Source organism: Achromobacter sp. MYb9 (assembly GCF_002975275.1).
In the GTDB taxonomy this organism is placed as follows: Bacteria; Pseudomonadota; Gammaproteobacteria; order Burkholderiales; family Burkholderiaceae_B; genus Achromobacter.
In genome coordinates this window covers 46,590-70,993 of the sequence record NZ_PCOQ01000008.1, presented here as the reverse complement: position 1 = coordinate 70,993, position 24,404 = coordinate 46,590, and the positions used below count along the sequence as shown (strand labels likewise).

29 protein-coding genes and 1 tRNA gene are annotated in these 24,404 nt (G+C 64.9%); 6 read left to right on the top strand and 24 right to left on the bottom strand.

Annotated elements, in window-relative coordinates:
* Nucleotide 1: 1 nt before the first annotated feature.
* The 16 genes from CQ050_RS13940 to CQ050_RS13870 form a co-directional block, all read right to left on the bottom strand.
* Entirely contained in the window at nt 2-370 is a 369-nt protein-coding gene (locus CQ050_RS13940) for a hypothetical protein (RefSeq protein ID WP_105557427.1), read from the bottom strand.
* Complete coding sequence (locus CQ050_RS13935; protein WP_105557426.1) at nt 370-1,065, bottom strand: Gp138 family membrane-puncturing spike protein; 696 nt, start codon at nt 1,063-1,065, stop codon at nt 370-372. Before CQ050_RS13935 ends, CQ050_RS13940 begins: the two co-directional genes overlap by 1 nt.
* Entirely contained in the window at nt 1,062-2,000 is a 939-nt protein-coding gene (locus CQ050_RS13930; protein WP_105557425.1) for a hypothetical protein, read from the bottom strand. Before CQ050_RS13930 ends, CQ050_RS13935 begins: the two co-directional genes overlap by 4 nt.
* The gene (locus CQ050_RS13925) at nt 1,987-2,319 is read right to left on the bottom strand and encodes a hypothetical protein (protein ID WP_105557424.1); all 333 of its coding nucleotides are present in this window, start codon (nt 2,317-2,319) and stop codon (nt 1,987-1,989) included. The genes CQ050_RS13930 and CQ050_RS13925 overlap by 14 nt, the downstream gene beginning before the upstream one ends.
* Entirely contained in the window at nt 2,316-2,903 is a 588-nt protein-coding gene (locus CQ050_RS13920) for a phage baseplate protein (protein WP_105557423.1), read from the bottom strand. The genes CQ050_RS13925 and CQ050_RS13920 overlap by 4 nt, the downstream gene beginning before the upstream one ends.
* Before the next feature lie 8 nt (nt 2,904-2,911).
* Nucleotides 2,912-5,239, bottom strand: a complete 2,328-nt coding sequence (locus CQ050_RS13915) for a tape measure protein (protein WP_105557422.1) — start codon at nt 5,237-5,239, stop codon at nt 2,912-2,914.
* 2 nt (nt 5,240-5,241) lie between these two features.
* Nucleotides 5,242-5,391 (bottom strand): hypothetical protein, encoded by a 150-nt coding sequence (locus tag CQ050_RS30975; RefSeq protein ID WP_199196821.1) that lies wholly within the window; start codon nt 5,389-5,391, stop codon nt 5,242-5,244.
* Nucleotides 5,388-5,873: a phage tail assembly chaperone gene (locus tag CQ050_RS13910; protein WP_105557421.1), complete on the bottom strand. Its 486-nt coding sequence runs from the start codon at nt 5,871-5,873 to the stop codon at nt 5,388-5,390. The genes CQ050_RS30975 and CQ050_RS13910 overlap by 4 nt, the downstream gene beginning before the upstream one ends.
* Complete coding sequence (locus CQ050_RS13905; RefSeq protein ID WP_105557420.1) at nt 5,873-6,301, bottom strand: phage protein; 429 nt, start codon at nt 6,299-6,301, stop codon at nt 5,873-5,875. Before CQ050_RS13905 ends, CQ050_RS13910 begins: the two co-directional genes overlap by 1 nt.
* 13 nt (nt 6,302-6,314) lie before the next feature.
* Nucleotides 6,315-7,673 carry a DUF3383 family protein gene (locus CQ050_RS13900; RefSeq protein ID WP_105557419.1) on the bottom strand — a complete coding sequence of 453 codons (1,359 nt, stop codon included), beginning with the start codon at nt 7,671-7,673 and terminating at the stop codon, nt 6,315-6,317.
* Nucleotides 7,674-7,735: 62 nt separating this feature from the next.
* Entirely contained in the window at nt 7,736-8,260 is a 525-nt protein-coding gene (locus CQ050_RS13895) for a hypothetical protein (RefSeq protein ID WP_105557593.1), read from the bottom strand.
* An 88-nt stretch (nt 8,261-8,348) separates the two neighbouring features.
* Nucleotides 8,349-8,630, bottom strand: coding sequence for a hypothetical protein (locus tag CQ050_RS13890; RefSeq protein WP_105557418.1), 282 nt, complete (start codon nt 8,628-8,630; stop codon nt 8,349-8,351).
* Nucleotides 8,627-9,019, bottom strand: a complete 393-nt coding sequence (locus CQ050_RS13885) for a hypothetical protein (RefSeq protein WP_105557417.1) — start codon at nt 9,017-9,019, stop codon at nt 8,627-8,629. Before CQ050_RS13885 ends, CQ050_RS13890 begins: the two co-directional genes overlap by 4 nt.
* A 66-nt stretch (nt 9,020-9,085) precedes the next feature.
* Nucleotides 9,086-9,769, bottom strand: a complete 684-nt coding sequence (locus CQ050_RS13880; protein WP_105557416.1) for a hypothetical protein — start codon at nt 9,767-9,769, stop codon at nt 9,086-9,088.
* Nucleotides 9,756-10,589 carry a YdaU family protein gene (locus CQ050_RS13875; RefSeq protein ID WP_105557415.1) on the bottom strand — a complete coding sequence of 278 codons (834 nt, stop codon included), beginning with the start codon at nt 10,587-10,589 and terminating at the stop codon, nt 9,756-9,758. The genes CQ050_RS13880 and CQ050_RS13875 overlap by 14 nt, the downstream gene beginning before the upstream one ends.
* Nucleotides 10,586-10,825 carry a YdaS family helix-turn-helix protein gene (locus tag CQ050_RS13870; protein WP_105557414.1) on the bottom strand — a complete coding sequence of 80 codons (240 nt, stop codon included), beginning with the start codon at nt 10,823-10,825 and terminating at the stop codon, nt 10,586-10,588. The genes CQ050_RS13875 and CQ050_RS13870 overlap by 4 nt, the downstream gene beginning before the upstream one ends.
* Nucleotides 10,826-10,896: 71 nt before the next feature.
* Here CQ050_RS13870 and CQ050_RS13865 point away from each other — a divergent pair, with 71 nt between their 5' ends.
* Nucleotides 10,897-11,970 (top strand): LexA family transcriptional regulator, encoded by a 1,074-nt coding sequence (locus CQ050_RS13865; protein ID WP_105557413.1) that lies wholly within the window; start codon nt 10,897-10,899, stop codon nt 11,968-11,970.
* 175 nt (nt 11,971-12,145) lie between these two features.
* Here CQ050_RS13865 and CQ050_RS13860 read toward each other — a convergent pair.
* A tRNA-His gene (locus CQ050_RS13860) sits at nt 12,146-12,221 on the bottom strand.
* Between the two features lie 220 nt (nt 12,222-12,441).
* Between CQ050_RS13860 and CQ050_RS13855 the strand changes: the two genes are divergently transcribed.
* Both CQ050_RS13855 and CQ050_RS13850 read left to right on the top strand, forming a co-directional pair.
* Entirely contained in the window at nt 12,442-13,899 is a 1,458-nt protein-coding gene (locus CQ050_RS13855; protein WP_105557412.1) for a phospholipase D-like domain-containing protein, read from the top strand.
* Nucleotides 13,900-13,931: 32 nt separating this feature from the next.
* On the top strand, nt 13,932-14,846 hold the full coding sequence (locus CQ050_RS13850) for a LysR family transcriptional regulator (protein WP_105557411.1): 915 nt from the start codon (nt 13,932-13,934) through the stop codon (nt 14,844-14,846).
* Here CQ050_RS13850 and CQ050_RS13845 read toward each other — a convergent pair whose 3' ends face one another.
* The 4 genes from CQ050_RS13845 to CQ050_RS13830 form a co-directional block, all read right to left on the bottom strand.
* Nucleotides 14,847-15,638: an enoyl-CoA hydratase gene (locus tag CQ050_RS13845; protein WP_105557410.1), complete on the bottom strand. Its 792-nt coding sequence runs from the start codon at nt 15,636-15,638 to the stop codon at nt 14,847-14,849.
* Between the two features lie 9 nt (nt 15,639-15,647).
* Nucleotides 15,648-16,619, bottom strand: coding sequence for a tripartite tricarboxylate transporter substrate binding protein (locus CQ050_RS13840; RefSeq protein ID WP_105557409.1), 972 nt, complete (start codon nt 16,617-16,619; stop codon nt 15,648-15,650).
* 20 nt (nt 16,620-16,639) lie between these two features.
* Nucleotides 16,640-17,821 carry a CaiB/BaiF CoA-transferase family protein gene (locus tag CQ050_RS13835; RefSeq protein WP_105557408.1) on the bottom strand — a complete coding sequence of 394 codons (1,182 nt, stop codon included), beginning with the start codon at nt 17,819-17,821 and terminating at the stop codon, nt 16,640-16,642.
* Nucleotides 17,822-18,023: 202 nt separating this feature from the next.
* Nucleotides 18,024-18,452: a PaaI family thioesterase gene (locus CQ050_RS13830; protein ID WP_105557407.1), complete on the bottom strand. Its 429-nt coding sequence runs from the start codon at nt 18,450-18,452 to the stop codon at nt 18,024-18,026.
* Nucleotides 18,453-18,634: 182 nt separating this feature from the next.
* On the opposite strand from CQ050_RS13830, the gene CQ050_RS13825 reads away from it, so the two are divergent.
* Nucleotides 18,635-19,507 (top strand): NAD(P)-dependent oxidoreductase, encoded by an 873-nt coding sequence (locus CQ050_RS13825; protein ID WP_105557406.1) that lies wholly within the window; start codon nt 18,635-18,637, stop codon nt 19,505-19,507.
* A gap of 1 nt (nt 19,508) precedes the next feature.
* Here the strand turns inward: CQ050_RS13825 and CQ050_RS13820 are convergent, their stop codons facing one another.
* A complete protein-coding gene (locus tag CQ050_RS13820; protein WP_105557405.1) occupies nt 19,509-20,771 on the bottom strand; it encodes an MFS transporter in 1,263 nt (420 codons plus the stop codon).
* A 232-nt stretch (nt 20,772-21,003) separates the two neighbouring features.
* Nucleotides 21,004-21,573, bottom strand: coding sequence for a helix-turn-helix domain-containing protein (locus tag CQ050_RS13815; protein WP_105557592.1), 570 nt, complete (start codon nt 21,571-21,573; stop codon nt 21,004-21,006).
* A gap of 43 nt (nt 21,574-21,616) precedes the next feature.
* Between CQ050_RS13815 and CQ050_RS13810 the strand changes: the two genes are divergently transcribed.
* On the top strand, nt 21,617-22,504 hold the full coding sequence (locus CQ050_RS13810; protein ID WP_105557404.1) for a DMT family transporter: 888 nt from the start codon (nt 21,617-21,619) through the stop codon (nt 22,502-22,504).
* 26 nt (nt 22,505-22,530) lie between these two features.
* Here CQ050_RS13810 and CQ050_RS13805 read toward each other — a convergent pair whose 3' ends face one another.
* A complete protein-coding gene (locus tag CQ050_RS13805; protein WP_105557403.1) occupies nt 22,531-23,187 on the bottom strand; it encodes a GntR family transcriptional regulator in 657 nt (218 codons plus the stop codon).
* Between the two features lie 215 nt (nt 23,188-23,402).
* Between CQ050_RS13805 and CQ050_RS13800 the strand changes: the two genes are divergently transcribed.
* Nucleotides 23,403-24,389 (top strand): tripartite tricarboxylate transporter substrate binding protein, encoded by a 987-nt coding sequence (locus tag CQ050_RS13800; protein WP_105557402.1) that lies wholly within the window; start codon nt 23,403-23,405, stop codon nt 24,387-24,389.
* Nucleotides 24,390-24,404 lie beyond the last annotated feature (15 nt).

Here is a 24,404-nt window from a genome sequence, read left to right as displayed (position 1 = left end):
GTTAAGACGTTTGCAGCGAGACCACGCGTTCCAGCCGCCCGAAGGTGGTGTCGGCCTGGTACGTCACGCGCAGCAGGCGCAACTGCCGTTCCAGTTGCAGTTGCATCGCGCTGACCTGGGTCACGCCGGGCACCGCGCGGATCCGGGCGCGGAAGATGGCTTCGATGCCGGCCCGGTCGGGCGACTTCACCAGCACGTCCTCGAAGTAGGGAACGCCGAACGTGGTGTCCAGAAACCACTCGCCCATGAAGGCCAGCAAGGTCGTCTTGATCTGCTGCGCGATACGGTCGGCGCCATCCACGAATGACGCTCGGCCAAGCAGATCCAGGTCCAGGTCGTGATCGGCGGATAAGGCAAGGTCCAGGGCCATCAGAGCGGTCCCTCGGTGGTGCCGCCCGCGTAGGCGTGACGATGCGCATCGCCGATGTTCTTGCCGTTATGGGTGACCGCGCCGCCTTCATAGGCCACGCCGCCGCGAATGCGCATCGACGCGCCGCCCTGGCCGCCCTCGCCCGCCATGCCTTGCGTATAGGTCAGCGGCCCGTTGATCGTGACCGGCGTGTTGAAGGTGGCCTGTTCGGCTTGCACCGTCCAGGTCTTGACCTGAAACGTCAGGTCTCCCGCTGGCGACAGCTTCAGCGTGCCCGGCCCGTACTGGATGCTGACGTTCTGCGTGTCGGCCGCCATCGTGCCCGGCCGCAGCAACGGCGAAGCAAACGCGTCGGACAAATCAAACTGGCGCGGATCATCCGGCGGACCGTTATCGCCCGCCAGCCAATTCTCCAGTGCGCGGGCCGAGAACGACAGCTTGATCGCATCGCCCGCAGCCAGCGGCACCGAAATCAGCGCCTGCGCGCCGCGCACATCGCCCACCGGCCAACACACCGGCACGCGCACCACCTGGGGCGGCAACAGGACGTCGCCATTGGCCAGCCGCTTGGCCAGCGTGGGCCGGGCCGTGACGAACGTGCCGTCATACGTGACGACTTCGCCGGGCAGCGTCGTGTAGACGTCCGCCAATTCCGTGGCGATCAGCCGGCGGATAAGGGTTACCGCGTCGCTCATGACTGCTCCTTTTTGGATGAGGGGTGGGTGTCAACCAAGGTCAATTCCGTTTGCCAATCTCCGGCTTCGCTATCGCCCGTATGACGCACGGTTTCGACGCGTTGAAACGCCTCTACCGAGCGGCTTTCCAGCTTGACCAGATCGCCGGGACTGATCGTCGCCAACAGCAGCGACTTGACCTTCCAGCCGTCGCGCTGTTGCTGGGCGCTGGCGGGCGTGGCAGCGGCGCCCGACATGCCTGCACCCGCCCGCCCCGAACCCTTTCCTTTCGACTTCGCTTTTTCCGTGGCTGCTTCCCGCGTGCGTTCCGGCTGCCCCAGCAAGCCGCTGTCCAAAGCCAGCACGACGGCCTGGCGCCGCGTGGTGCCCAGCCGCTGGACCACCTGCAGCTGCTGGTTCTGGATTGACCATTCCAGTCCGGTGCCCTGCGTGACCTTGTGCAATGCGGTACGCGCCGCGCCATAAAACGAAAAGCCCTGCTCCCAGCGGCGGTCGGGCACGTCTTCGGCCATGACCAGCGGCAAGCCCATCTGCCGCGCAATATCGCGGATGATGTCGCGGGCGCGAGCGCCCGGGCCCAGGCCGATCGACACCGCCGTATCGCGGACTTCGATATAGCCGTCCTTGACCGTCAGTTCGGTCACGACATCCGGCGGCCCGTAGCGGGTGTACGCGAACACGATGCTGCCCGATGCCATCAGCAGCGGACCACCCTCTTCGGCGTAGCCTGCATACAGCACGCAACGCAAGCCGGGCTCTTCCAGTGTGCGGCGCGTTTCCGCGGCCAGGTTGTACAGGGTGATCTTGCCGTCGTTAGGCTCTTCCGCCGCGGTCTTCGCGATATTGAACGTGATGCGGATCGGAGGCAGGATCTCCAGGCCCTGCGCGCCGCTCTTGCCCACAAGCAGGCGGTAGACGCGGTCAAACCTGGCCATCGGCCACCTCGTCTGCCGTGATGTACAGCAGCGCCACGTCTCCGGACGGCAGCGCCGATCGACTGATGGCGTCCCGGCGGTCCGGCGCCAACGCCACGAGCTCGCCCGGGGGCACGGCCAGATGACGGTATGCCGCCAGCAGGCGCGTGTCCGGCACTACCGCGACACCTGCGACGATCAGTTCGTTGTAGGCGTTTTCGATGGACAACACCCATTGCTGCGCTTCGCCGTTCCAGGACAGCCGCAAGAAAAACGTCAAGCCATCCAGCTCCACTTCCATGATGCTGTCATTGGCGTCGGGCACGAGTATCTGGATCATGCGTTCAAGATTCCTGACGAGTTAAAGGTGTCGTGCTGCTTCGGCGTAGCGGGTGCGCCGTTCTGCTTGCCTGCGTTTGCCTTTGTCGTACCGGCCTTCCCCGTAGCGCTGCCCGAGGTTTTCTCGGGCGGGATATCCGCCTGCCGCAACGTCACCTTGCGGATGCGCTTGAAGTTGGCGGATAGCTCGAAACGGTCGCCCGCACTGTTGGTGCGTCCGATGGAGCAGCTTTCCATCACAAAATCCACATAGACATCCAGTCCAGTCGTGATCGTGATGGGCAGACGGTCCGCATGGATCTTGCGCAATGCGTCCTTGGCGCCGATCAGCTTTGACCGCCCGGCGCCCAAGGCCGCGCCCCGAAAGCCGCCCAGCAGGCTGATGTCAGCGGCCGTCACCCACCCGGTCAGTGTCAGTTGCTCGGAATCCTGGGCCACGTGGTCCGTGACCGGCGGGCCGTCTTCCACGGCGAATGACGTTGCGCGGCTGTTGAGCTGCGTCGTTTCGTTAACAAGCGCATCCAGGGGCAAGGTCCCGATGCTGCTGCCGCCATTCCATCCGAAGATCATGGAAACAAAGTTCATGGGGGCTCCTATCGGGGACTTTCGACGCCGGGCGTCAAGTCGTGCATGCTGCGCAGGCTTTGAAGATCCCTTTGCTGACCCTGACTCACGCCATCAGCAACCGCATTCCTCACCACCGGCGGATCACCTGAAGGCACGTTGACGACGATATTGTTAAGGCTTTGGAAGTTGACTGGCGTGCGAGGTCGAGTCGGTACAGCACCGATCACGGAGGCGGGCGGTACGACAAACCCCGTCGCACCGCTTGCCGTCGTCAACCAATCGGGGGCCGCCTCCGGCGACCAACCGTCCATCACCGACGCCTGGTCGCCGGCATCCTCGCCTGACTGCCCAGGCAGCAAACCCTTGAACCAGTTTTTTGCGGCGCGGACTTTGTCGATCACCCAGGTCTGGATGGCGCGGCCGATCTCTTTGACGGTGGCGACCATCCGGCCGCCCATGCCCGAGAAAAACGTCCACAAGCCGTTGAACGCGCCCGCCCAGTGCGCAATGGCGCCGTCCCAGTCACCCGTGAAGGCTGCAATCACGCCACTGACAAGACGGCTCCAGAATTCCCAGATGGCGGCGATGTATTCGATCACCGGGCCCAGGAAGGAATCGTGGGCCATCGCCATCAGCGCGTCCCACGATGCCGAGAGGTACGCCGTGATCACATCCCAGTTTTCCCAGATCTGCCACAGCGCAACGGCCAACATGCCGATCAACGCAATGATCCGGCCGATCGGCGTCATGGCGAAGGCGTTCCAGAGCATGGGCACGACGACGCTTGCCAGGTTCAGCAAAAATTCGCCGACCGGCGACAGGATCTGCCACAGGCCGTAGATCAGTACGGCAATCGATCCGAAGCGTTGGATCCATGGCCCCAGCGCCTCGCCCGCGCCACCCAGTATGTCCTTCACAAACACCAGCACGGATGACACGGCATCGAGCTCATCCTGCCATTCCTCCACGCCGCCGATCCAGCCGCCCAGTACGGATTCGCCACCCACCAGCCAGTTGGCGATGTCTTCGCCGATCAGATAGATCGTGGTCAACACCGCCGCCATACGCAGCATGGGCGCTATCGACCGGCTCCAAACCGACAGCATCTGCATGGCGCCCGCCGGCCCGCTGCGCAGCGCCATCGCGGAATCCAGCCCGAGCGCGGCGCGCGTGGTCGCGATCAGCGATTGAAACAGGCCGCCCGCCATCGCACTGGCCCGCCGCAGCCCGTTGCCCAGCGAGACCAGCCCGATGCTGGCGCCGGTCAGCGCAAGCAGTTTGGCAACTGTGTCGATGTTGTCGGCCAGAAACAGGATAGACGTCGTGACTCCATTCAACACGCCGCGACCCGCCGGCAACGCCTGGCCCAGATAGCGCTGCATGGCGTCGTTGAACACCGTCATTGCTACGGTGATGGATGCGGGTGCACCGTCGGCTTCGGTGCGCATGGTCGGCAACTGCGATTGCAACGCGGGCAACGCGCGGTCGGTCGTGATCTGGCCACCCTGCACTTCATCGCGCAACTGGCCACGGCCAAGGTTCAGCCCAGCGGCCAGCGCGTCCTGCATGCGCCGGGGCAAGGCGTTGAATTGCGCCACGTCCAACCGGCCTTGCTCGACCATGTTCAGCAGCGCGGCCACGATGCCCTCGCGGTCCCGCGCGGGCGTTTGCGACAGGCGCATGCTCAACGCCACGGCTTCGGTGATGCCGGTGGCTTCCTGCCGCGTACGTCCATGGTCTTGCAACGTTTGCACGGACCGCACGTACGTGTCGACGTTGTCGGCATACGGCATGCCACTGGTTCGCGACACGCGGGCAAGGTCACGGTCGGCTTGAACTGCGTTCCCGTCCGACCCTGCTGCTTGCCCCAGGCGCGCCTGGATCTGCCCCCACGCTTCGATGTCGCCAAGGACGCGCTTGAGCGGCGACGCGCCCAGCGTCAGCTCGACAACGCCGCGCAGGCCGCCCAACGCCGCCGCGTGTTGGCGGGCGGCCGGAATGCCTTGCGGCCTGGGTCCGGGAGGAGAGCTTGCGGCTTGACCCATCGCGGGTTGACCGTTTGCGGGTTGACCGTTTGCCGTCCGCTGGCTTGCCATCTGGCCAACGATCATCCGCCCGACATTCATCTGCGCGACCGTCATCTGCGCGCCTGCCGATTGCCCTCCTTTCGCTTGCGGCACGTTCACCACGCCGGGCAACACGCCCGCCAGCGCCTGGCGCATCGCGGCGCCCGCCTTGACGCTTGCGTCCGCCATGGCCTGCAACGCCGACTCGAACGCCTGCCGATAGGCGTGCAGCCCGGATTGGTCCACCTGGTAGCGCAACAGCGTCACCACCTCTCGTACAACGATCATCGTTACCTCGCCTTGTTATCTGCCGCAGCCTGCGCGGCCTGCTGGGCATCCATCAGCGCGTTGAGCTTCAGGATGTCCAGCAGATCGACGTCGCCGCGCTTGACGGCATCCAGGCTGACGTAGCGGGCCAGGATGGGCCGCCAGATGATCAACTCTCGTTCGAAGCCTGCGTCGAACCGCCCGACAGGCTCGCCAACGTCGCGCGGGCCGGACCAAAGCGGCCGGCCCAACGCGCCAAAGGGCCGGCGAAGTTGTGCTCAAGAATGTGGAACAACAACTCCAGAATCTCGGCGTAGTCGCCAAAGGCCAGCCCGCGGTGCGCGGGCGTCAGCTTCTGGGGCTCGCGGCCCGCCAGTTCGAAGCTGACCAGCTCCGGGTCGATCAGGCGCTCGGCCCAGCCCGCTAGCGCGTCGCCGCCCAGCTTCGCCGACAGTTCCCGGAACGCATTCAGCATCGCGCTTTCGTCGCGGCCTTCGCCGGCGCCGTCCGCGCTGAACACCGAGGTCAGCATCGACCCCGCTGCCGGCAGCACTTCCTTTTGCAGGTCGCCCAACAGCTTGAGCTGGCGGAACGGATCAAAGCGGGAAACGCGGAACACCGTCGACCCGATGGTCACTTCCTTGGTGGCGCTCATCAGGTGTTGCCCCCGATGACGTTGATGGCCGGGCCGGTTTCGATCGTCCATTCACGGCTGCCGACCTTGGCGCCGTAGCCCGCGTCGGGCATCTTGACGATCCACGCGGAATCCGACGCGTGCAGCGACGTGCCGCGCAGGTCGGTCACGGATACCGGTACCGCGCCATTGCCCTCGGTGGCGCGGTCGGCCTGGTGCAGCGCCGTCAGGGCGGCGTTGCTGGCACTGGTCTGCATCAGCGTCAGGGTGATGCGCAAGCGCGAATCGCGCGACATGGAACGCGCCACCTCGCCATCGACACCGACGACGGAGGCAATGCCTTCGCCGATTTCGGTCACGGTGACAAAGGTATCTTCGGCCAGGCCGGAGATGGGCAGCGCGCCCATCACGATCTTCACCTGGTTGGGTGCGTAGGTTTTGACGGACATGGATAGACCCCGATTACAGTTGTTGGTAGGTGAGGTTGCCCTTGATTTCGGCAACATGGATGGCGCCCGCCAGGCGGGCGCTGAACGTCAGGTCGCGCAGGATGCGATTGGCCTTGTCGTTCGGGGAAACGCTCGCGGCACGCGGCACATTGATCACGAAGCCCGGGATCTTGCGGCCCGCTTCATCGATCTCATCGGGCGCCACCAGGCCACGGCTCTGGCCCAGCAGCAGCGCCTGGCGGATGCCGTTGACCAGGATCTGGATACCCACGTCGGTGTAGGGCACCTTGCCGTTGGCGTCGATCAGCTGCGAGGCTACGTTGATCTTCACTTGCTCGGCCAACCAGTCGCGGCCACGGATCACATCGATCCATTCGCCAGCGGCGACCTTGCCGTTTTGCGTCACGGCAAAGTTGCGCATCTGCTCGAACGTGTTGGCGTTCTTCGCATGCGCGGCCTGCGCCTGGCCTTCACTCAGGCTGTCGTACGTCACGCCGGAGAGCCGCGTGTTGGCCCAGGTTTCACCACCCGGATAGAAGGTGAAGCGGTTGGCGGCGACGGCGGCGTCCAGCGCCTCGCTGTCGGCCTGGCCGTGGAACCACACGTGCGTGCGGAAGTACTGCTTCTGCTGGCAGCGCGACGCGATGTCGTTGGAGACGGCCGCGTCGATGATGCCGGCCTGGGCGCTGGATACGCCGAACAGGCGCTCGTTCGATTCCACCCATTCGGCGGCGTCCAGCACATCCGCTTCGACGCGGCTGGCCAGCGACACGCCGTACCAGTCGCCGTTCTCGCGCAGGCAGGCGTTCAGCGCGGCCGACGGCGTTTCGGTGCTGGCGGGCGCGGCCAATTGCAGGTTGCCCGTCACGGCGATGGCCAAGGCCTGGCCGGACACGGCGGTGGTTACGGCAACGTCGGCGCCCGTGGCGGTGGCCGTCACCGGTGCGTCGGTTTCGGCAATCGCGGTGGCCAGGGCCGTTGCGAGGGTCTGCGGCGTGCTGTCGGCGGAACCCGTCACGTTGACGTCCACCTTTTTCACGGCGCCAGTCGCGTCGCGCCAAGAGAGCGACACGGTGTAGGCGGCAACGGCGGCACGCGTCACGGAAATGCGCGAAGCATCCACTTGGCGACGACCGACAAAGACCCGGGCCACGGTCGGAATTTGCTTGAAGGCATCGCGCACCGCGATGTACAGGGGATCGGTCTGCGCAATGCCCATGTCGAGCAATTCGCCCGGTTCGGTCACCGCCAGGACGCGGTTCACGGTCAGCGCATGCGCGCCCAGGATCAGGATGTCAGAGAAGTTCTGCTCCTTGATCGCCGTGGTGTTCAGCGAGATCGCCACATTGACGATCCGGTCGATTTTTGCCATTTGCGGCTCCAAAAAAAAACCGCCCAAAGGCGGCGGGGGGACAACGTGATGAAGACCTGACGCTAGTTCGTCGTTTCGGTCTTCGCGGAAAAAGAAGTGTGCAGAGCAGGCAGCAGCCCACCTGTGGTCGTGATGGTGCCGGTCACTGTTTCGATGACGCCAACAACATCCGTATAGGTCTGCGCGTAGCGTATTCCCAGGTCAAGCGCGCCCAGCGGCTCGCTTGCCGCACCGGCTGTTTCGCGCGGCACGCGTTGCACGCGGCCGGCCTGGAACAACGCCAGGCCCAGCGCTTCAGCATGATCTTCATGGACCGGGTGGCGCAGCGTAAGGCCCATCTTGTCCAGGATGCGATAGGCGGCGGCGCCCACGCTACGCAACTCGACGGTGGCATCGCGATGGTCATGCACCGGCTGGTTGCCATCGGCGTCGACCTGGCCGGTTTCAGCAGGCCCGGCCTGCACCCAGCGCACCGCCAACGCGATATAAGGCGGCGGTGGAACTGCCGACGTATCGTCGGAAAGCACCACCGGCACGCCGCCTGCGGCAGCCGTCACCAGCGTAAGGATTGCGTCTTCAGGCGTCATGGCGGTCAATTTTTGTCTCGGAAAAAACAAAGCCCGCGAACCGAGTCGGTTGGCGGGCTGCATTTCGTGTGGGCGCAATGCCCCGCGGCTATTGTCTCAAATCCGGTCCCAAATGGGCATGGTTTTTATGAAGTGCATGTCCCAATTGCTGCCAGGAATACGTGGCCGATTTCGTGTTGCCGCCGCAGCGCTGCACGTGGCCTGCGTCCAGCAGATGATCCAGCACCCGGCGGGCGCCGCGCCGCATCGCCTCTTGCGATGCAGGCGCCAGGGGGATGCCGCGGCTGACGTGACGCAAGATCTCGGCCATTCTGAATTCCCGGCCCGGATACGCCGCCAGCAGATCGATGACCTCGTGCGCGTACTTCATTTGAATGTCCTCCATACCTGCTGCTTGAAACTGCCAAGTGCCACCTTGTAGTACGGCAGCGTGATACCGATGACGCGGCAGGCCTTGCCCTGGCGTAGATGCCCGGGCAGGTCGCCGTAGTCGGCGCGCCGCGTGTATTCGGCTTGCACTACCCGCCTTTCGACGAGCGGCAGCGCTTCATACAATGCGTTCACTCGGCGTGCCCGTTCATGGTTCACCGGAATCCGCACGGGCTCGTCGTCATCGTCGTGGCCCGGCTGCGGCGGAAACTCGCACAGGTCCGGCGCATCTTGCTCCATGCGGTGAGGCCCCGGCCAATCTCCCTCCCATTGCGCCCGCGCCCAATTGCGAATTTCGTCTTCCACCCAGCGTGGCAACCCTGCTTCCATTTCAGACCCTCGTCCCTGTTGTGTTTTGGCCATCACCCGCACGGCGTTCGATAACGGCTCTATTGCTCATATGCGCTCCGGATTGGCGCTGTGCTTGGCATGCGTCAGCATCTCGGCGATGGCCTTGGTCGGATGCCCGCCCAGCGCGATGCGCGCTTCCCATTTCTCGATCCATTCGCGGTGCGACCGGCTGCGCGGCTCCAGCAGCTTTCCCGTCCCCATCTTCTTTAACGCCGCCTCCGCCTGGGCGCGCGAGGCCAATGTCTGGCCAGGGGCTGGCAGCGCCGCGCGCGGCTCGGGAATGTCGGGCCACGCCCCTTTGCTCAGTTCCTCGGCCAACGTTCTTTCCCAGCGTGCTTTGATCGCGCCGTAATTGCTGTTCAGCAGATCCACGGTGCTCACGCCCACTGCAGCCCAATACACGGCGGGATGCGACCAGTTGCCGATTTCGCCCCGGCGGCGCGCCGACACGCCACGCACGGCTTCGTGATAAGCGACCTCGGGCGTCAGCCACGGGCAGCACAACTTCAAAAACTCCGGCAGGGTTGGCGGCCACTCGCGAGTCAGGCATGCGGTCAGGCCGCGCCTGACATGCGATTCGCCCAGCCCCGCCAGCTTCTGGTTCCACGAGTCCTTCAGCTCACGCGGCGTCAACCCTTCCCACTGCTGCGCGAACTTCGCGCCATATAGCAGATGCATCTCGTGGACGACCAACGCGCCTAGCCCGTTTGACGCTTCAGCGACTTGCATCGATCACTCCCATGTCGATCTCGCTGCGCGCCCGGCCTTCGGCCAGGACGCTTCGCAATTCGGATGACCAATCCGCCCGCTGCCGCCCCCGGGTGAGCGGGGCCTCCTGCCGGTTGCTGCGTGGCGGAAACAAGCCCTGATATCCGCTAGCGATGCTATGGGCGATCACGGCACTAGGCGCGATGCCCTCTGCCTGGTAGCCCGCAAGCTGTTGCAGCTGACGGCGCGCGCCCTCTTCCGTAATCGGCTTCTTGCGCGCTTTGCGGTCCGCGACCCAGCTGACCCAGTCTTCACGCGCAAGCCAAGCCGGCAATGCAATCGCCGAGGCATCGAATCCGGAAGCCCGCTTGCAATGCGCCGTGGCGGATTTTTCCTGGCTCTTGGTTCCTGGTTCTGGTTCCTGGTTAGTTGGCGCCGTGTTCAACGGCTGTTGAACACCTGGGTCCTGGCCCGCTTCGCCCGGGCCCCCTTCCGCATCACGGCGTTGGGCTTGCCGCGCCCGCTTCGCGGCGCTGGCCTTGCCCGCGACAGACTTCGCTTCCTTGTTGCCGTGATAGCGAGCGATCTCGGCATCGCAACGCGCATGGCGCCAGCCGTGCTCCGTGTCCGTGAAGAACTCGTTCAGCACTTGGAAGACGGCGGCCTGCTCCTCATCCGACCGCGCAATCAGCAGCCGACACAACTTGTCGACGTCGCGCGACAAGGGGGCTTCGGTGTCGTAATAGAGTTCGATCAAGTCGCGATAGACACTGCGCTCGATCCGCGTGAGGTGGCGCGTCGCGCTATTGAAATCACCAATGTGATGGGGGTAGTAGTTCATTCCGCCGTTGTCCCTTCGGCCAGCTCCGGCCAGATTCGAATGCAATCGGCGGGACGCAGGTCGCGCCGGGTGACCACGCCGCAGGTGGCTTGCTCGATCAGGGCGCAATGCTTGACCGGGACGGGCCTTCGGCCCGTGCGCCACTGATAGATCAGCGCAGGAGACACCCCCACGCGTCGAGCGAGCGCCGCAGCGGTAAGCGCTCCATCCCGGCCGAAATAATCATGTAGATTCATCACCAAAACTATAGCGACGCTACAGTTTATTAGCAAGCCATGCTATAGTTTTATTTGAATAGCATTGCTATATGAAAATGTGGACGATCGAAGAGGAAGCCGCCGCCCTGCGCGCACGCTTTGAAGGCGTGAACCGCGCGGCATTCGCTCGCGACCACCAAGTGAAGGGCGGCCAGGCGATGATCTACCAGCACATCACCGGCCGGCGCCCCATTGGCATCGAGGCCGCGATGGCTTATGCGGAAGGCTTCGGTTGCACGTTGGCGGCGATCAGTCCGCGCTTGGCCGCTGAAACCAGGAAGGCAGCGTCGCTGTCAGCGGGCGCGCCACTCGCCGCTCCTTCCGCAGACGCCCCGTGGCCATTTCCTTCCGTGCCTGCGTCATTGATTAAAGGGTTGGCGGAAGACCAACTCAAGCGCCTGGAAGGCGCGCTGCTTCTGGCGTTGGGCCAGATGGGCATAAAAGCCAAAGGGGCCACGGCGCAAGGCAAGACGCATCAAGCCAAGCGCGGATCCATCATGGACATGGCGGCCGCCGTGGACGAATTCCCCATGGCGCCCACCGCGCCCGCCCCTTGGGATGCCGACGGGTTGACGACCTATCAGATCGATCGGGCGCAGGCGTTGCGCATCAGCACTGCGGCCAACGTCGGCCATGTCGCCAACGCCGGCTACTCCGCCAACGACCAGGAGTTCATGCCCATCCCCGAACTGGATGTGCGCCTGGCCGCCGGTCGGCTTGGCATCGAGAACTACCACGAGACCGAGATCGGCGAGATCCTCTTGCGCCGCTCGTTCCTGGAATCGTTCAAGCTGCCGATCAGCCGCATGAAGATCGTTTACGCGCAGGGCGACAGCATGGAACCCGTCATCCGCAACGGCGGCCCCATGCTGTTTATCGAAGACCCGGTGTCCGACCCGCGCGAGATCGACCCGCGCACGGTGTACGCCATCAACCACGGCGGCAAGATGATCGTGAAGTGCATTTCACGCGGACGCGAAGGCGCCTGGCTGGCCAAATCGCTGAACCCCGCGTACGCGCCGTTTCCGCTGGAAAAGGAAGATGGGTGCGAAGTGCGTATCGTCGGGCGAATCCTGTGGTCGCCCTATGATCTGCGCAATGGCGTGGATGAGCGGCTGCTGTAGCCACCATCCCGTGCTCGGAGCGTGCGGCTTTCGCCGACTTTCACGCAGCACGTCAGGCGGGGGTGGCTAATCAAACCGACCTTCTAGGGAAACTAGAACTGGTGCGAATTATTAGAATTATTGTGCCGCACAAAAGAAAAAAGCCGCTATAAGCGGCTGATTTCTAAGGAATTCTTGGGGTGGCTGATGGGGCTCGAACCCACGACAACTGGAATCACAATCCAGGACTCTACCAACTGAGCTACAGCCACCTCTGGTACTGCTTTTTGGTACTACCCAGGCACCACTTTCGTCGCGCCTTTTTTCTTTGCCGCCGCGCTTCAGAAAGAAGCTGAACAACGAAGAGGCCGAACTATAGCATATTTTTTTGACGCGTCAAACGCCCCGCCCCCAATTTCTCTTGCCTGACTTTGCCAGCTTGCTATCCTTCCGCTTGGTTCCCCCTTGGAGGCCGTCTCTTACGCCATCGCTATGGATCGCATACACGCAATTTTGATCGATTATTGGCCTCATCTGGCTTTTGCCATCAGCATCGTGGCCGGGACGGGCGCGGCGGTGCATGCCGCGATGACCAAGCAGGACGTGCGGGCGGCCATCGGCTGGGTGGGGGTGGCGTTGTTCTCGCCGCTGTTCGGGGCCCTGTTCTATTTCGTGGCGGGGATCAACCGCATCCGCAAGACGCGGTTGACGCAGCAGCGCGACGAAGCGATGGTGGTGGATGCCGAGCAGGTCGAGACCCTGCCCGTGGACGTGGCGCCGATTTCGGGGCCGCAGTTCGCCTCGCTGAAGGTGCTGGGCGACCGGGTCAGCCGGTTCCGGCTGTTGGGCGGCAACGCGGTGCGGCCGCTGGCGGGCGGCGACGAGGCGTACCCGGCCATGTTGCAGGCCATCCGCGACGCGCGCCATGCGGTGGCGATGCAAAGCTACATCTTCGATAACGACCCGATCGGACGCGAGCTGGCCCAGGCGCTGATCGAAGCGCATGCACGGGGCGTCCAGGTGCGGGTGCTGATCGACGCGATCGGCTCCAAGTATTCGCGTCCGCCCATCGTCCGCATGCTGGCGCGCGGTGGCGTGCCCGTCGCGCGTTTCATGACGAATCCGATGGGCGTGCTGCGCATGCCTTACGCGAACCTGCGCAGCCACCGGAAAGTGCTGGTGATCGACGGGCGCGTGGGGTTCACCGGCGGCATGAATGTGCGCGCGGCATTTGTCAGCGCGCTGGCGGGCGATGCCACGAACCACGACACGCACTTTCGCGTGGAAGGGCCGATCGTGACGCAGCTGATGTCGGTGTTTGCGCACGACTGGAATTTCACGACGCACGAATCGCTGCCCGCCAGGCCCTGGTTCGACCCGCATGCCGTGCCGCTTAGCGGCAACGTGCCGATGCGCTGCGTACCGTCGGGTCCGGATCGGGCGCTGGGCAGTTCGCACAACATGTTGCTGGGCGCGCTGGCCGTGGCGCAGCGCCATGTGCGTATTCAATCGCCCTACTTCCTGCCCGATCAGACGCTGATCGGGGCGCTGGCCACCGCCGCGCGGCGCGGCATCCACGTGGACATCGTCATCCCGGGCAAGAACAACCTGCGCCTGGTGGACTACGCCATGTCGGCGCAGCTGGACCAGGTGGTGCGCACGGGCTGCCGGGTCTGGCGGGCGCACGGCGCCTTCGACCATTCCAAGCTGATGACGGTAGATGACGCCTGGGCGTATGTGGGCTCCTCCAACCTGGACCCGCGCAGCCTGCGGCTGAACTTCGAGCTGGACACCGAGATCTACGACCCCGCGGTGGCGCGGTGGATCGGCGACCGGATCGACGGGCTGATCGGCCACGCCCGGCTCGAAACCCTGGAAGGCTTGACGCAAGCGCCGTTCGCCAAGCGCTTGCGCAACAAGATCATCTGGTTGGCGACGCCGTATCTATGACAACGCGAAATCATCTACGGTAATCTTGCGCCATGCGCTACGAACTTACTGATCTCCGCCTGTTCCTTGCGATCGCCGAGGCGAAGAGCTTATCGGGCGGGGCCGGCACGGTCCACCTGACCGCCTCGTCCGCCAGTTACCGCTTGAAGAACCTGGAATTCGCGATGGGCGTGCCGCTGTTCAAGCGCGAAGCCCGCGGCATGGAACTGACCACCGAGGGCGCTTTCGTGCTGAAGCACGTTCGGTCGCTGCTGGCAGGCGTTGAACGCATGCACGGCGAAGTCAGCGGGTTTGCCAGCGGGCTGAAGGGCAGCGTCAAGCTGTTTGCGAACAGCAGCTCGCTGAACGGCTTTATCGTGCCCAGCCTGAGCCGCTTCCTTTCCGCGAATCCCAATGTGAACATCCTGCTGGAAGAGCGCTCCAGCAATACGATCGAGGCCGCCATCGCGGGCCAGGAAGCCGACATCGGCATCTTTGCCGGCCAGGCCAAATCGGCGGGCGTGAACGCCGTCCGCTACGCCATCGACCAGCTCATCATCGCGGCGCCGCTGAACCATCCGGTGGTGGAGAGTTCGCCGGTGCGGTTCCCGGCGGTGCTGGACCTGGATTTCGTGTGCATGAGCCGGGCCAGCAGCAACTATGTCTTCCTGCGCGACATGGCCAAGCTGGCGGGCAAGACGCCCAAGGTGCGCATCCACGTGCATACCTTCGATGCCGTGCTGTCCATGGTCGAGGCCGGCGTGGGCGTGTCGCTGGTGCCGCGTAGCATCGCCGCTGCCGCGCTGCGCGAAAAGCGCATTGCGGCCGTGGCGATCAGCGAACCGTGGGCGCTGCGAGAACTGACATTGGTGACGCAGGCCGGCGTGCCGCTGTCGCCGTTCGTCGAACAGGTCGCCGAATACCTGCTTGACGACCCGATCGTCGCGGCGACGCGCGGGCCGGACTGATCAGCCCTTGCCTTTGCGCTTGCTTGCCAGGAATTCGTTCATGAACTTCTGCGGTTCGCCGGTATTGAACGCGGCGCCGAATTCCGCGACGCTGTCCTCGATGGCCTCATCCACCGACATCGTCTCCCAGCGGCGCAGCAACTTCTTCTGCTGCCGCAATGCCGCCGGCCCCAACGCCGCGAAGCCTTCCGCCAGCTTGCGCACGGCCTGATCCAGTTCCGCTAGCGGCACGGCGGCGTTGACCAGCCCCCAATCCTGCGCGCGGCGAGCGTCGACCAGTTCCCCCGTCAACAGCATCCAGGCGCTGTTGGCCGCGCCGATCAGTTGCGGCATGAGCGCGGCATGGATCACCGACGGAATGCCGACTTTGACTTCGGGCATGCCGAACTGCGCGTGGTCGGCGCAGATCCGCAGATCGCATGCCAGGGCGAATTCCAGGCCACCGCCCAGGCACCAGCCCGGAATGCGGGCGATCACTGGCACAGGGAAGTGGCGCACGGCGTTGCAGAGGTCGCGCAGGTTGGAGATAAACCGCTGGGCGCCCGGCTCGTCCAACGCGGCCATCTCCGCGATGTCGGCGCCGGCTACGAACGCGCGGTCGCCGGCGCCGCGCAGCACCAGCACGCGCACCGAGTCATCTTCGCGCAGGTGGCCAAGCGCCTCGCGCAGGCCGTTGATCACCGGTGTGCTCAGTATGTTCAGCACCCCAGCGTCCTGCATGGTCAAGGTAGCGATGCCAGCGGCGTCGATCTCGGCGCTGGCGTGGGGGAAGGTCAGATTTCTGGTGTTCACGAGCGCTCCTTATTGCATTTTCTCGAACTTGATGTCTTCGACCACGGTCTTCCAGTGGCGATAGGATTGCGCGATCAGCGCGCCGAATTCATCGCGCGACATCGGGCTGGACACGGCGCCCTGCTTTTCGATGGCTTCGATGGTTGCCGGATCGGCCAACGCCTGGCGCACGGCGGCATTTAGTTTATCCAGCACCGGCACGGGCGTGCCGGCGGGCGCGGCCAGTCCAAACCACGACGGATTGTTCATGGCGGGCAAACCCGCCTCGGCATACGTCGGCACGTCAGGCAAGACCTTCAGCCGCTGCCGGGCGGCCACAGCCAACGGGCGAATTCGCTGGCCCTGGATCAGCGGGTAGGACGACGGAATGTTGTCGAACACCACCTGAACCTGTCCGGCGACCAGATCATTCAAAGCGGGCCCCAGACCCTTGTATGGCACATGCAGCATGCGCGTGCCGGTGGTCTTCATGAACAACTCGCCGTTCATGTGGCTCAGCCCGCCGTTGCCGGATGAGCCGAAGGCGTACTTGTTGGAATCCGCCTTCAGCAGTTTCAGGAACGCGGCCATGTCTTGCGCGGGCAGCGCCGGGTTGACCACCAGCACATTGGGCACGTCGGCCAGGTTGCTGATCGGCGCGAAGTCGCGGACGGGGTCGTAAGCGCTTTTGGCGTAGACGTTGGGGTTCACGGCATGCGAGCTTTCGACCGCCATCACCAGCGTATAGCCGTCAGCGGGCTGCTTGGCAGCGTAGGCCGAGCCGATGCTGCCGCCCGCGCCCGGCTTGTTCTCGATGATGACGGCTTGGCCCAGCTGCATGCCGAGCTTGTTGCCGACGACGCGCGCGATGATGTCGGTGGTGCCGCCGACCGCATACGGCACGACCAGGCGAATCGGCTTGTCGGGATAGTCGGCGGCCGCCACGCCCGGCATGGCCAGGCAAGCCAGCAACGCGGCCAGCGGGAATTTAATCGGTGTCATTGTTGTCTCCTCGGGGTAGTTCAAATCGTGGACGGCCGCGTCAGCACCGCGTCCGTGTGTTCGCCCAGCAAAGGCGGCGCCGCGCCCAATGCGCTGGCCGGCGTGCCGGCCAATAGCGGATTGCGCACCAGCCGCATCTCGCCCAGCACGGGATGCGTGGTGGTCTGAAGCAGTTCCCGATGCAGCACCTGTGGATGCGCGAAGACTTCGTCCAGCGTGTGGATCGGCCCCCATGGCACGCCGGCGTCGTCGAACGCATCGGTCCAGCGCTGGCGCGGCGCGGTGGCCAACGTGGCGGCGACCTGCGGACGCAGGCTGTCCATGTTCATCAGGCGCGCGCTGTTGGTGACATAGCGCGCATCGGCGGCCCATTCGGGATGCCCGACCACGCCACAGAAGCGCGCGAACTGGCCGTCGTTGCCGATCGCCAGAATCAAGTGGCCGTCGGCGCACGCGAACACTTCGTAAGGCGCGCAGTTCGGATGCGCGTTGCCGCTGCGCTTGGGCGCCACGCCGGAGACGAGGTAATTGGCGCCCTGGTTGGCATTCAGGGCCACCGCGACATCAAGCAGGCAGATATCCAGCGGCATGCCTTGCCCCGTCTGATCGCGCTGGCGCAAGGCTGCCAGCACGGCGGACGTGGCGTACATCCCCGTCATCAGGTCCACGACGGCAACCCCCGTGCGCAGCGGGCCGGCGCCGGGCGTGCCATCCGGTTGCCCGGTGTAGCTCATCAATCCACCCATGCCCTGAAACACGTAGTCGTATCCCGGCTTTCCGGCCATGGGACCGGACTGGCCGTACCCGGTGATGGACAGGTAGATCAGGCGCGGATTGATGCGGGCAAGCGAGGCGTAGTCCAGCCCGTACTTGCGCAGTCCGCCTGCCTTGTAGTTTTCGACCAGGATGTCCGCGTCGGCGACCAGTTCTCGCACGCGGGCCGCGCCCGCTTCCGATGCGAAGTCGATTGCGACGGAATGTTTGCCGCGGTTGCAGGCCATGAAATAAGCCGACATGGACGCGCCGCCGTCGCCCGACCGCAAGTCGGGAGGCCCCCAGCCGCGCGTGTCGTCTCCGCGTTCCGGATGTTCGATCTTGATGACTTCGGCGCCGAGGTCCGACAGGTTCTGCGTGCACCAAGGGCCCGCAAGGATGCGCGACAAGTCCACGACTTTGACGCCGCGCAAGGCGTTGTGAAGCATAGTGTCTCCGTGATCAGCCGCTTTTTTAAAAATTATGTCAGCGGCCCTGCATCACGAGGAGTTGAATGTTTCGAACGCTGCGTTCGCGGAATTTCAAAACGGTGCGCGTGCCCAGGGGGACACGCCGCGCGTTCAAAAAGCGCGAACGCAGCGTTCGAAACATTCAAGGGAAGACGCCGTGCAGACCGCACGGCCAGATTGCCTAGCCGTCGGAAGCGGGTGTCGACGACGCGCGCACGGCGAACACCGCGTTGGCCTTCAGCATGACGCGCCCGGCCACCTGCAGCAGGCACGTCGCATAGATCAGCCGCTTGCCCTGCTTGTCGATGCGCACGTGCGCTTCAAGCCAGTCACCGGGCTTGACCGGGTTCAGGAATTCCACTGACATCTGCACCGTCACCACCGACACCTGCGCTTGCTGCGCGATCGTGAAGCCCAGGGCGCTGTCGGCCAACGTGGCCAGCAGCCCGCCGTGCGCGATGGCGTGCATGTTGGTGTGGGCCTGCCCCACGCGCATGGCCAGGACCGAATCTGCGCTGTGCCGGTATAACGCGCCAAGTTCGGCCAGATGGGTCATGAAGGGGCTACTGGGCTGCCAGGGCTCGTAGCCCGAAGGAATGGTATCTGCCATGGACGCTCGCGAAATGGATCGGGTTCGGATCCTGAAGGGGTCGGAATAGTAGGGAGTACGCCGCAGTATCGCAAAGAAGCCCGCGGCCGGCGAGGCCTGCGTCGCGGCCTGCCGCCGCCCCCGGAAGACGGAGTAAGATTTACGCCACAACACATCCCTATACATGGCAGGAGCAGTGGAAGATGGCGAAAGTCGGCATGGTTGGTATCGGCCTCATGGGCCACGGCATTGCAAGCAATCTGGTCAAGCATGGTCACACCCTCACCGTCCTTGAGCACCCGGGCAACCAGCCCCTGGACGCCCTGAAGGCCGCAGGCGCGACCAGCGTGGCCAGCGGCGCCGCCCTGGCCGCAGCGTCGGACGTGATCATCCTGTGCGTGACCGGCAGCCCGCAGGTGGAAGCCGTACTGCTGTCCGCCGGCGGCGTGCTGGAAGGCCTGCGCCCTGGCACCGTGATCATCGATTGCTCGACCGCCATCCCCTCGTCCACCGTGAAGGTGGCGCAGGCCGTGACCGAATCCGGCGGCCGCTTCCTGGACGCGCCGATGACGCGCACCCCGAAGGAAGCCGCTGAAGGCCGGTTGAACCTGCTGGTGGGCGGTGACGCCGCCTTGTTCGAAGAGTGCAAGCCGATCCTGGCCTGCTTTGCCGAGAACATCACGCACGCCGGCCCGGTGGGCGCAGGCCACCGCATGAAGCTGTTGCACAACTACGTGTCGCTGGGCGTGGTGGCCTTGCTGTCGGAAGCGGCCGCCTGCGCGCTGCGTTCCGACATCGACCCGGCCGTGTTCGCCGACGTGCTGGCCAAGGGCGGCGGCGGCGGCGTGGCGCTGGAGCGCATCAAGCCGTACCTGCTGGAACAGGACCCGTCGTCGCTGCGCTTCTTCATGTCGAACGCGCAGAAGGACTTGTCCTACTACAACACGATGGCGGCGGAAGCCGGCGCCGTGCGCGAAATCGGCGCCGCCGTGCAGCACACGTTCGACCAGGCCGTCACGCAAGGCGGTGGCGAGCGCTACGTGCCCGAACTGGTCTCGCTGCTGAAAGACCGCTAAGTCAGCGCCCCACGGCTGCCGGCGCGCGCGCAAGGCCGCTCCCCGGCAGCCGCAGGGAAATCGCCGCGGCCAGCAGCAACAACACGCCTGCCGACCCGAAGGCGACCCAATGGGTGTGGAAGGTATCGAACGCCCACCCGCCCAGCCACGAACTGATCATGCCACCCACCTGGTGGCCCAGATACGTCAGGCCATACAGCACCCCCACCAGGCGGATGCCGTAGACGTCGGCCAGGATCGCCGACGACAAGGCGATGCTGCCCGCCCAGACGATGCCGCCGATGGTGGCCGCGGCGTACAACTCCCAGTGCGCCCCCACCATGACCAGCGCGAAGAAACCCAGCCCGCGAACCAGATAGATGGCGGCCAGGATGTTGCGCCGCTCGACCTGATCGGACATGCGCCCCAGTACCAGCGTGCTGAAGATGGCGACCAGGCCGATCAGGCCGATGCCCAAAGAGCTGGTGGTGGCGTCAAAGCCATGGTCCATCAGCATCGGCATGCCATGCGTGCCCAGCAGGTTCATGCTGTAGCCACAGGCGAACAGCCCCAACGCCACTTGCCAGAACGGCAGCGTGCGCAACGCGTCGCGCACGTTCGGCGCCGGGCCGCGGGCCGCAGGCTTGGCGGACGGCTTGGCGTCCATGATCTGGTGCGGCAGCAGGTCCGTATGCTCTGGCGCCGAGTCGCGCATGATGAAAAGCGCGACCGGCACGGTCAGCAAGGCGAACAGCACGGAAAAGGCCAGCAGCGTTTCCTTCCAGCCCACGGCGGCGATCGCGAACGTCAGGGTGGGCGTCATCAGGGCAATGCCCGCCATCGATCCGGTGGACAGGAAGAACAGCGCCATGCCGCGTTGGCGGGTGAACCAGCGGCTGATCACGGGCGTCAGCGCCACGGGGCTGGTGAAGGCCAGCCCGACGGACAGCGCCACGCCGAACGACAGCAGGAATTCGATGGGCCCCCGCGCGAACACCGTCCACAAGGACGACGCCACGACGATGGCGGTGCCGGTCAGCAGCACGAACCGGGTGCCGCGCGTGCTGACGAGATAACCGGCCAGCGGCATGGCAAGCCCGTAACACAGCATGCCGACGGCGACGATGCCCGACAGCAGGCTGCGCGAGAATCCCAGCCCGTCCGCCATCGGCAGGAAGAACGGCCCGATGCCCATGCGCAGGCCGACGGTCAACAGGGTGAGTACCGCGGCGGCGCCGACGATGTTCCAGCCGAAATACCAGCCGCCCGACTCTTGCTTGTCCAAGTGCTTCTCCTCGATGTCTTCTTATGGCCGCTCATGCGCCAAGGCTTGCAGACACCGCAGGGGAAGCGCGGAAGGAATCCGCTATCGACACGGGTGGAAAGGGCCAGGCGCCAAACGGCTTGTTCTTGGCCGGTGACATACGCCGCCGGACGCGACATATTACTCCTGGCAATATGCCGGCGATGCGCGTCATGGCGGTTGCACCCCTATTCCGGTTCGGTCACCGGACGTGTTATCGAAGCACGTTGCGCATGAAGCGCACACGCGCGTCGCCATCGTTGAAATACGCGTAAGGCTGCGCGCTGCTGTAGATGGCGAAATCATCGGCGGCGACGGATTGCGGCACGCCGGACAATTCCAGCCGCAGCGCGCCCTCAATCACATAGACCATTTCGTGCCACCCGTCCGGGTCGGGCTCGGCCAGATAGTGTTCACCGGGCGCCAGCGTCCAGATCCACAACTGCGCCTCGCAACTTGCCGGGGCGGCGCCCAGCAGTACCGCCTGGCTGCCGGCCTGTTTGCCGCGCCAGGCCATGGCCTCGATGCGGCGGCGTTCGCGGTGGGGGTCGCTGACCAGGTCCACGAAGCCCACGCCTAGCGCGCCGGCCAATTTATCCAGGCTGGACAGACTGATGTTGGCCGTTCCGGCCTCCACCCCCGCGATCATGCGCCGGCTGATGCCCGACGCATCGGCCAGATTCGTCTGGCTCAGCCCGGCCTGCTTGCGGATCCGCCGCAAGTTGGCGCCCACATGCGTCAGAACATCGCTGCCCGTAGGCGTAATGTGCAGTATATTGCTCATAATTTCGTAGCTATTGAAGTCAATCGTGCCGCCCAAGACATCGATGTTCGCCCTGACGCGCCAGGAAATCGCCCTGGTGCTGGTCACCATGCTGTGGGGCAGCACATTCCTCATCATTCACATCGCCATGCAGCATAGCGGACCGCTGTTCTTCGTAGGCGTGCGATTCACCATTGCCGGGCTGGTGACGATGCTGCTGTTCCGCAAGCACATGATGGCGATCACCCGGTTTGAAGTCGGCGCCGGCATCGCCATCGGTTGCGCCTTGTTCCTGGGCTACTACCTTCAAACGCATGGCCTGCGCACCATTACCAGCAGCCAATCCGCGTTCATCACCGCCTTGTACGTGCCGATCGTGCCGCTGCTGCAGTGGGCCGTGCTGAGGCGCCCTCCCGGCCTGATGAGCTGGATCGGCGTGGCGCTGGCGTTCACCGGCCTGGTCCTGCTGGCCGGCCCCGAAGCAGGCTCGCTGAGCTTCAGCCCGGGCGAAGTCGCTACCTTGGCGGGTGCCGTGGCGATTGCCGCCGAGATCATTCTGATCGGGCTGTTCGCCAAACGCGTGGATAGCCGCCGCGTCACCGCGGTGCAGCTGTTGACGGCCGGGCTGGTGTCTTTTGCACTGATGCCAGTGCTGGGGGAGTCGATTCCCGCATTCTCGTGGCTGTGGGCCGGCGCCGCCATCGGCCTGGGCCTGGCCAGCGCCGTGATTCAGTTGACGATGAACTGGGCCCAGAAATCCGTGTCGCCCACGCGCGCCACGGTCATCTACGCAGGCGAGCCAGTCTGGGGCGGCATCGTCGGCCGCCTGGCGGGCGACCGGCTACCCGCATTGGCGCTTGTGGGCGCCGCGCTGATCGTGGCCGGGGTGCTGGCCAGCGAAATGAAGTTCCGCCGCAAAAAGCCCGTGGATGTTCGGTTGAACGAGGCCTGAGCAGGCCGCGCGGTCAGGCCCCGCTGTCAGGCCGCCTGTTCCAGGAACGCCTGCAAAGCGGGAACCGTATTCAGGACGTGCTGGCGCATGGCGGCCTCGCAGCGGTCGGGGTCGCGGGTCTGCAGCGCGTCGATCAATTCCTGATGCGATTCGCGCACGCGCAACACACGGCCGGGCTGCGCCGCCCATAAGCGCATGTAAGGCTCCACCACGGAATGCAGCTCCGAGAGCTGGCGCAGCAGGCGTGGCTGCTGGCAGAAGCCGCACAGGTATTCATGGAATTCGCGGTGCGCGGTGGTCCAGTCCAGGTAATCGCCCGAGCCCTGCTCCAACTGGTCTAGCAAATTGGACAGGCGGCGGATGTGCTCGGCATTCATATGCAGCACGGCGTTGCGCATGGCCAAGCCTTCCAGCACGGACCGCATTTCAAAGACTTCCAGCATTTCCTGCTGGTTCAGTCCGCGCACCACGGCGCCGCGGTTGGCGCGGATTTCCACCAGGCCTTCGGACGCCAAGCGGCGCAAGGCGCCCCGCACCGGCATGCGGCTGGTGCCGATCTCGCTGGCGACGACGTCGGGCACCAGGCGCTGCCCGGGCGCATAGCGGCCCAGGCGGATCTCGCGCTGCAAATGCAGGTACGCCTCGTCTTCGGCGCTGATCGCTGTCTTTTGAAATTGCAGCATCGTGGTCCCCGGGCTTGGAAAGCCGCCATGATAGATAAACGCAAAAATAACACAAACTGGATCCAGTGATCCATGGATGCAAACACCAATAGTCTGGCCAGCAGCCTTCCCGTCTAATCGTCTCCGGAGGGCGCTTCCATGCGTCCGACACGCCGGAACGGGCGGCAGACCCGCCCGGCAGCATTTGTTTTCCATCACGCGATCAAGGGGAATCCATGAAATTTCGTCTCATCCGGACGCTGGCCGGCGTCGCCGCCGTCGCGTTCGCGGCCCAAGCCGGCGCGCAAGCAAGCGCCCCCGCCACCGACTGGCCGCAGCATCCCGTGCGCATCGTCGTACCCTTCCAGGCAGGTTCCGCCACCGACCTGATCTCTCGCCAATTGGGCGCAGCGCTGGCCACGGAACTGGGCCAGCCCTTCGTCGTGGAAGCCCGTCCGGGCGCCGCGGCTGCGATCGGTAGCGCCTCGGTGGCCCGCTCCGCGCCGGATGGCTACACGCTGCTGATGGGCGGCCCGGCCGCCGTCGTCACCAACCGGTTCCTGCAGAAGCGCCTGGCCTACAACCCCGACGCCTTCGCGCTGGTGTCCATGGTGGCCTACACACCCAACATTCTGCTGGCCAATCCCCAGCAGCCGTTCAAGACCCTGCCCGAAATGGTCGCCTACGCGCGCGCCAATCCGGGCAAGTTGACTTACGCCTCGTTCGGCACCGGCACGACCTCGCACATGGCGGGCGAAATGCTCAAGTCCATCGCCGGCATCGATATCCTCCACGTGCCGTACAAAGGCGCGGGCGAAGCCATTCCGGCGCTGCTCTCCGGCCAGGTGTCGATGTACTTCGACACCATCATGACCGGCCTGCCGCAGGTCAAGAGCGGTTCGCTGCTGGCGCTGGGCATGTCCAATTCGCAGCGCTCGGCGCTGGCCCCGAACATTCCCACCATCGCCGAACAAGGCTACGCCGGCTACGACATCGCCCCGTGGTACGGCCTGGTCGCCCCCGAAGGCACGCCCGCGCCCATCCTCGACAAACTGAACCGGGCGGTGAACAAGGTGCTGGCCGATCCGGCATTGCGCGGTAAGCTCGCCGAAGCTGGCGCTGAACCGCGCGGTGGCAGCCGCGAGGAATTCGCCGCCTTCATCAAGGCCGAAATCCCGCGCACCAAGCAACTGATCGACCAAGCCGGCATCACCCCGCAGTAACCCTTTCTACGAGTT

Excerpts from the sequence above, each read along its gene's own strand:
- CQ050_RS13895 (WP_105557593.1), bottom strand. The coding sequence starts at position 8,260 with ATGACGCCTGAAGACGCAATCCTTACGCTGGTGACGGCTGCCGCAGGC.
- CQ050_RS13805 (WP_105557403.1), bottom strand. The coding sequence starts at position 23,187 with ATGCTGCAATTTCAAAAGACAGCGATCAGCGCCGAAGACGAGGCGTAC.
- CQ050_RS13840 (WP_105557409.1), bottom strand. The coding sequence starts at position 16,619 with ATGACACCGATTAAATTCCCGCTGGCCGCGTTGCTGGCTTGCCTGGCC.
- CQ050_RS13825 (WP_105557406.1), top strand. The coding sequence starts at position 18,635 with ATGGCGAAAGTCGGCATGGTTGGTATCGGCCTCATGGGCCACGGCATT.
- CQ050_RS13905 (WP_105557420.1), bottom strand. The coding sequence starts at position 6,301 with ATGTCCGTCAAAACCTACGCACCCAACCAGGTGAAGATCGTGATGGGC.
- CQ050_RS13830 (WP_105557407.1), bottom strand. The coding sequence starts at position 18,452 with ATGGCAGATACCATTCCTTCGGGCTACGAGCCCTGGCAGCCCAGTAGC.
- CQ050_RS13900 (WP_105557419.1), bottom strand. The coding sequence starts at position 7,673 with ATGGCAAAAATCGACCGGATCGTCAATGTGGCGATCTCGCTGAACACC.
- CQ050_RS13930 (WP_105557425.1), bottom strand. The coding sequence starts at position 2,000 with ATGGCCAGGTTTGACCGCGTCTACCGCCTGCTTGTGGGCAAGAGCGGC.
- CQ050_RS13890 (WP_105557418.1), bottom strand. The coding sequence starts at position 8,630 with ATGAAGTACGCGCACGAGGTCATCGATCTGCTGGCGGCGTATCCGGGC.
- CQ050_RS13800 (WP_105557402.1), top strand. The coding sequence starts at position 23,403 with ATGAAATTTCGTCTCATCCGGACGCTGGCCGGCGTCGCCGCCGTCGCG.
- CQ050_RS13810 (WP_105557404.1), top strand. The coding sequence starts at position 21,617 with ATGTTCGCCCTGACGCGCCAGGAAATCGCCCTGGTGCTGGTCACCATG.
- CQ050_RS13935 (WP_105557426.1), bottom strand. The coding sequence starts at position 1,065 with ATGAGCGACGCGGTAACCCTTATCCGCCGGCTGATCGCCACGGAATTG.
- CQ050_RS13855 (WP_105557412.1), top strand. The coding sequence starts at position 12,442 with ATGGATCGCATACACGCAATTTTGATCGATTATTGGCCTCATCTGGCT.
- CQ050_RS13815 (WP_105557592.1), bottom strand. The coding sequence starts at position 21,573 with ATGAGCAATATACTGCACATTACGCCTACGGGCAGCGATGTTCTGACG.
- CQ050_RS13920 (WP_105557423.1), bottom strand. The coding sequence starts at position 2,903 with ATGAACTTTGTTTCCATGATCTTCGGATGGAATGGCGGCAGCAGCATC.
- CQ050_RS13870 (WP_105557414.1), bottom strand. The coding sequence starts at position 10,825 with ATGAATCTACATGATTATTTCGGCCGGGATGGAGCGCTTACCGCTGCG.
- CQ050_RS13875 (WP_105557415.1), bottom strand. The coding sequence starts at position 10,589 with ATGAACTACTACCCCCATCACATTGGTGATTTCAATAGCGCGACGCGC.
- CQ050_RS13915 (WP_105557422.1), bottom strand. The coding sequence starts at position 5,239 with ATGATCGTTGTACGAGAGGTGGTGACGCTGTTGCGCTACCAGGTGGAC.
- CQ050_RS13880 (WP_105557416.1), bottom strand. The coding sequence starts at position 9,769 with ATGCAAGTCGCTGAAGCGTCAAACGGGCTAGGCGCGTTGGTCGTCCAC.
- CQ050_RS13885 (WP_105557417.1), bottom strand. The coding sequence starts at position 9,019 with ATGGAAGCAGGGTTGCCACGCTGGGTGGAAGACGAAATTCGCAATTGG.
- CQ050_RS13850 (WP_105557411.1), top strand. The coding sequence starts at position 13,932 with ATGCGCTACGAACTTACTGATCTCCGCCTGTTCCTTGCGATCGCCGAG.
- CQ050_RS13940 (WP_105557427.1), bottom strand. The coding sequence starts at position 370 with ATGGCCCTGGACCTTGCCTTATCCGCCGATCACGACCTGGACCTGGAT.
- CQ050_RS13865 (WP_105557413.1), top strand. The coding sequence starts at position 10,897 with ATGAAAATGTGGACGATCGAAGAGGAAGCCGCCGCCCTGCGCGCACGC.
- CQ050_RS13835 (WP_105557408.1), bottom strand. The coding sequence starts at position 17,821 with ATGCTTCACAACGCCTTGCGCGGCGTCAAAGTCGTGGACTTGTCGCGC.
- CQ050_RS13910 (WP_105557421.1), bottom strand. The coding sequence starts at position 5,873 with ATGAGCGCCACCAAGGAAGTGACCATCGGGTCGACGGTGTTCCGCGTT.
- CQ050_RS13925 (WP_105557424.1), bottom strand. The coding sequence starts at position 2,319 with ATGATCCAGATACTCGTGCCCGACGCCAATGACAGCATCATGGAAGTG.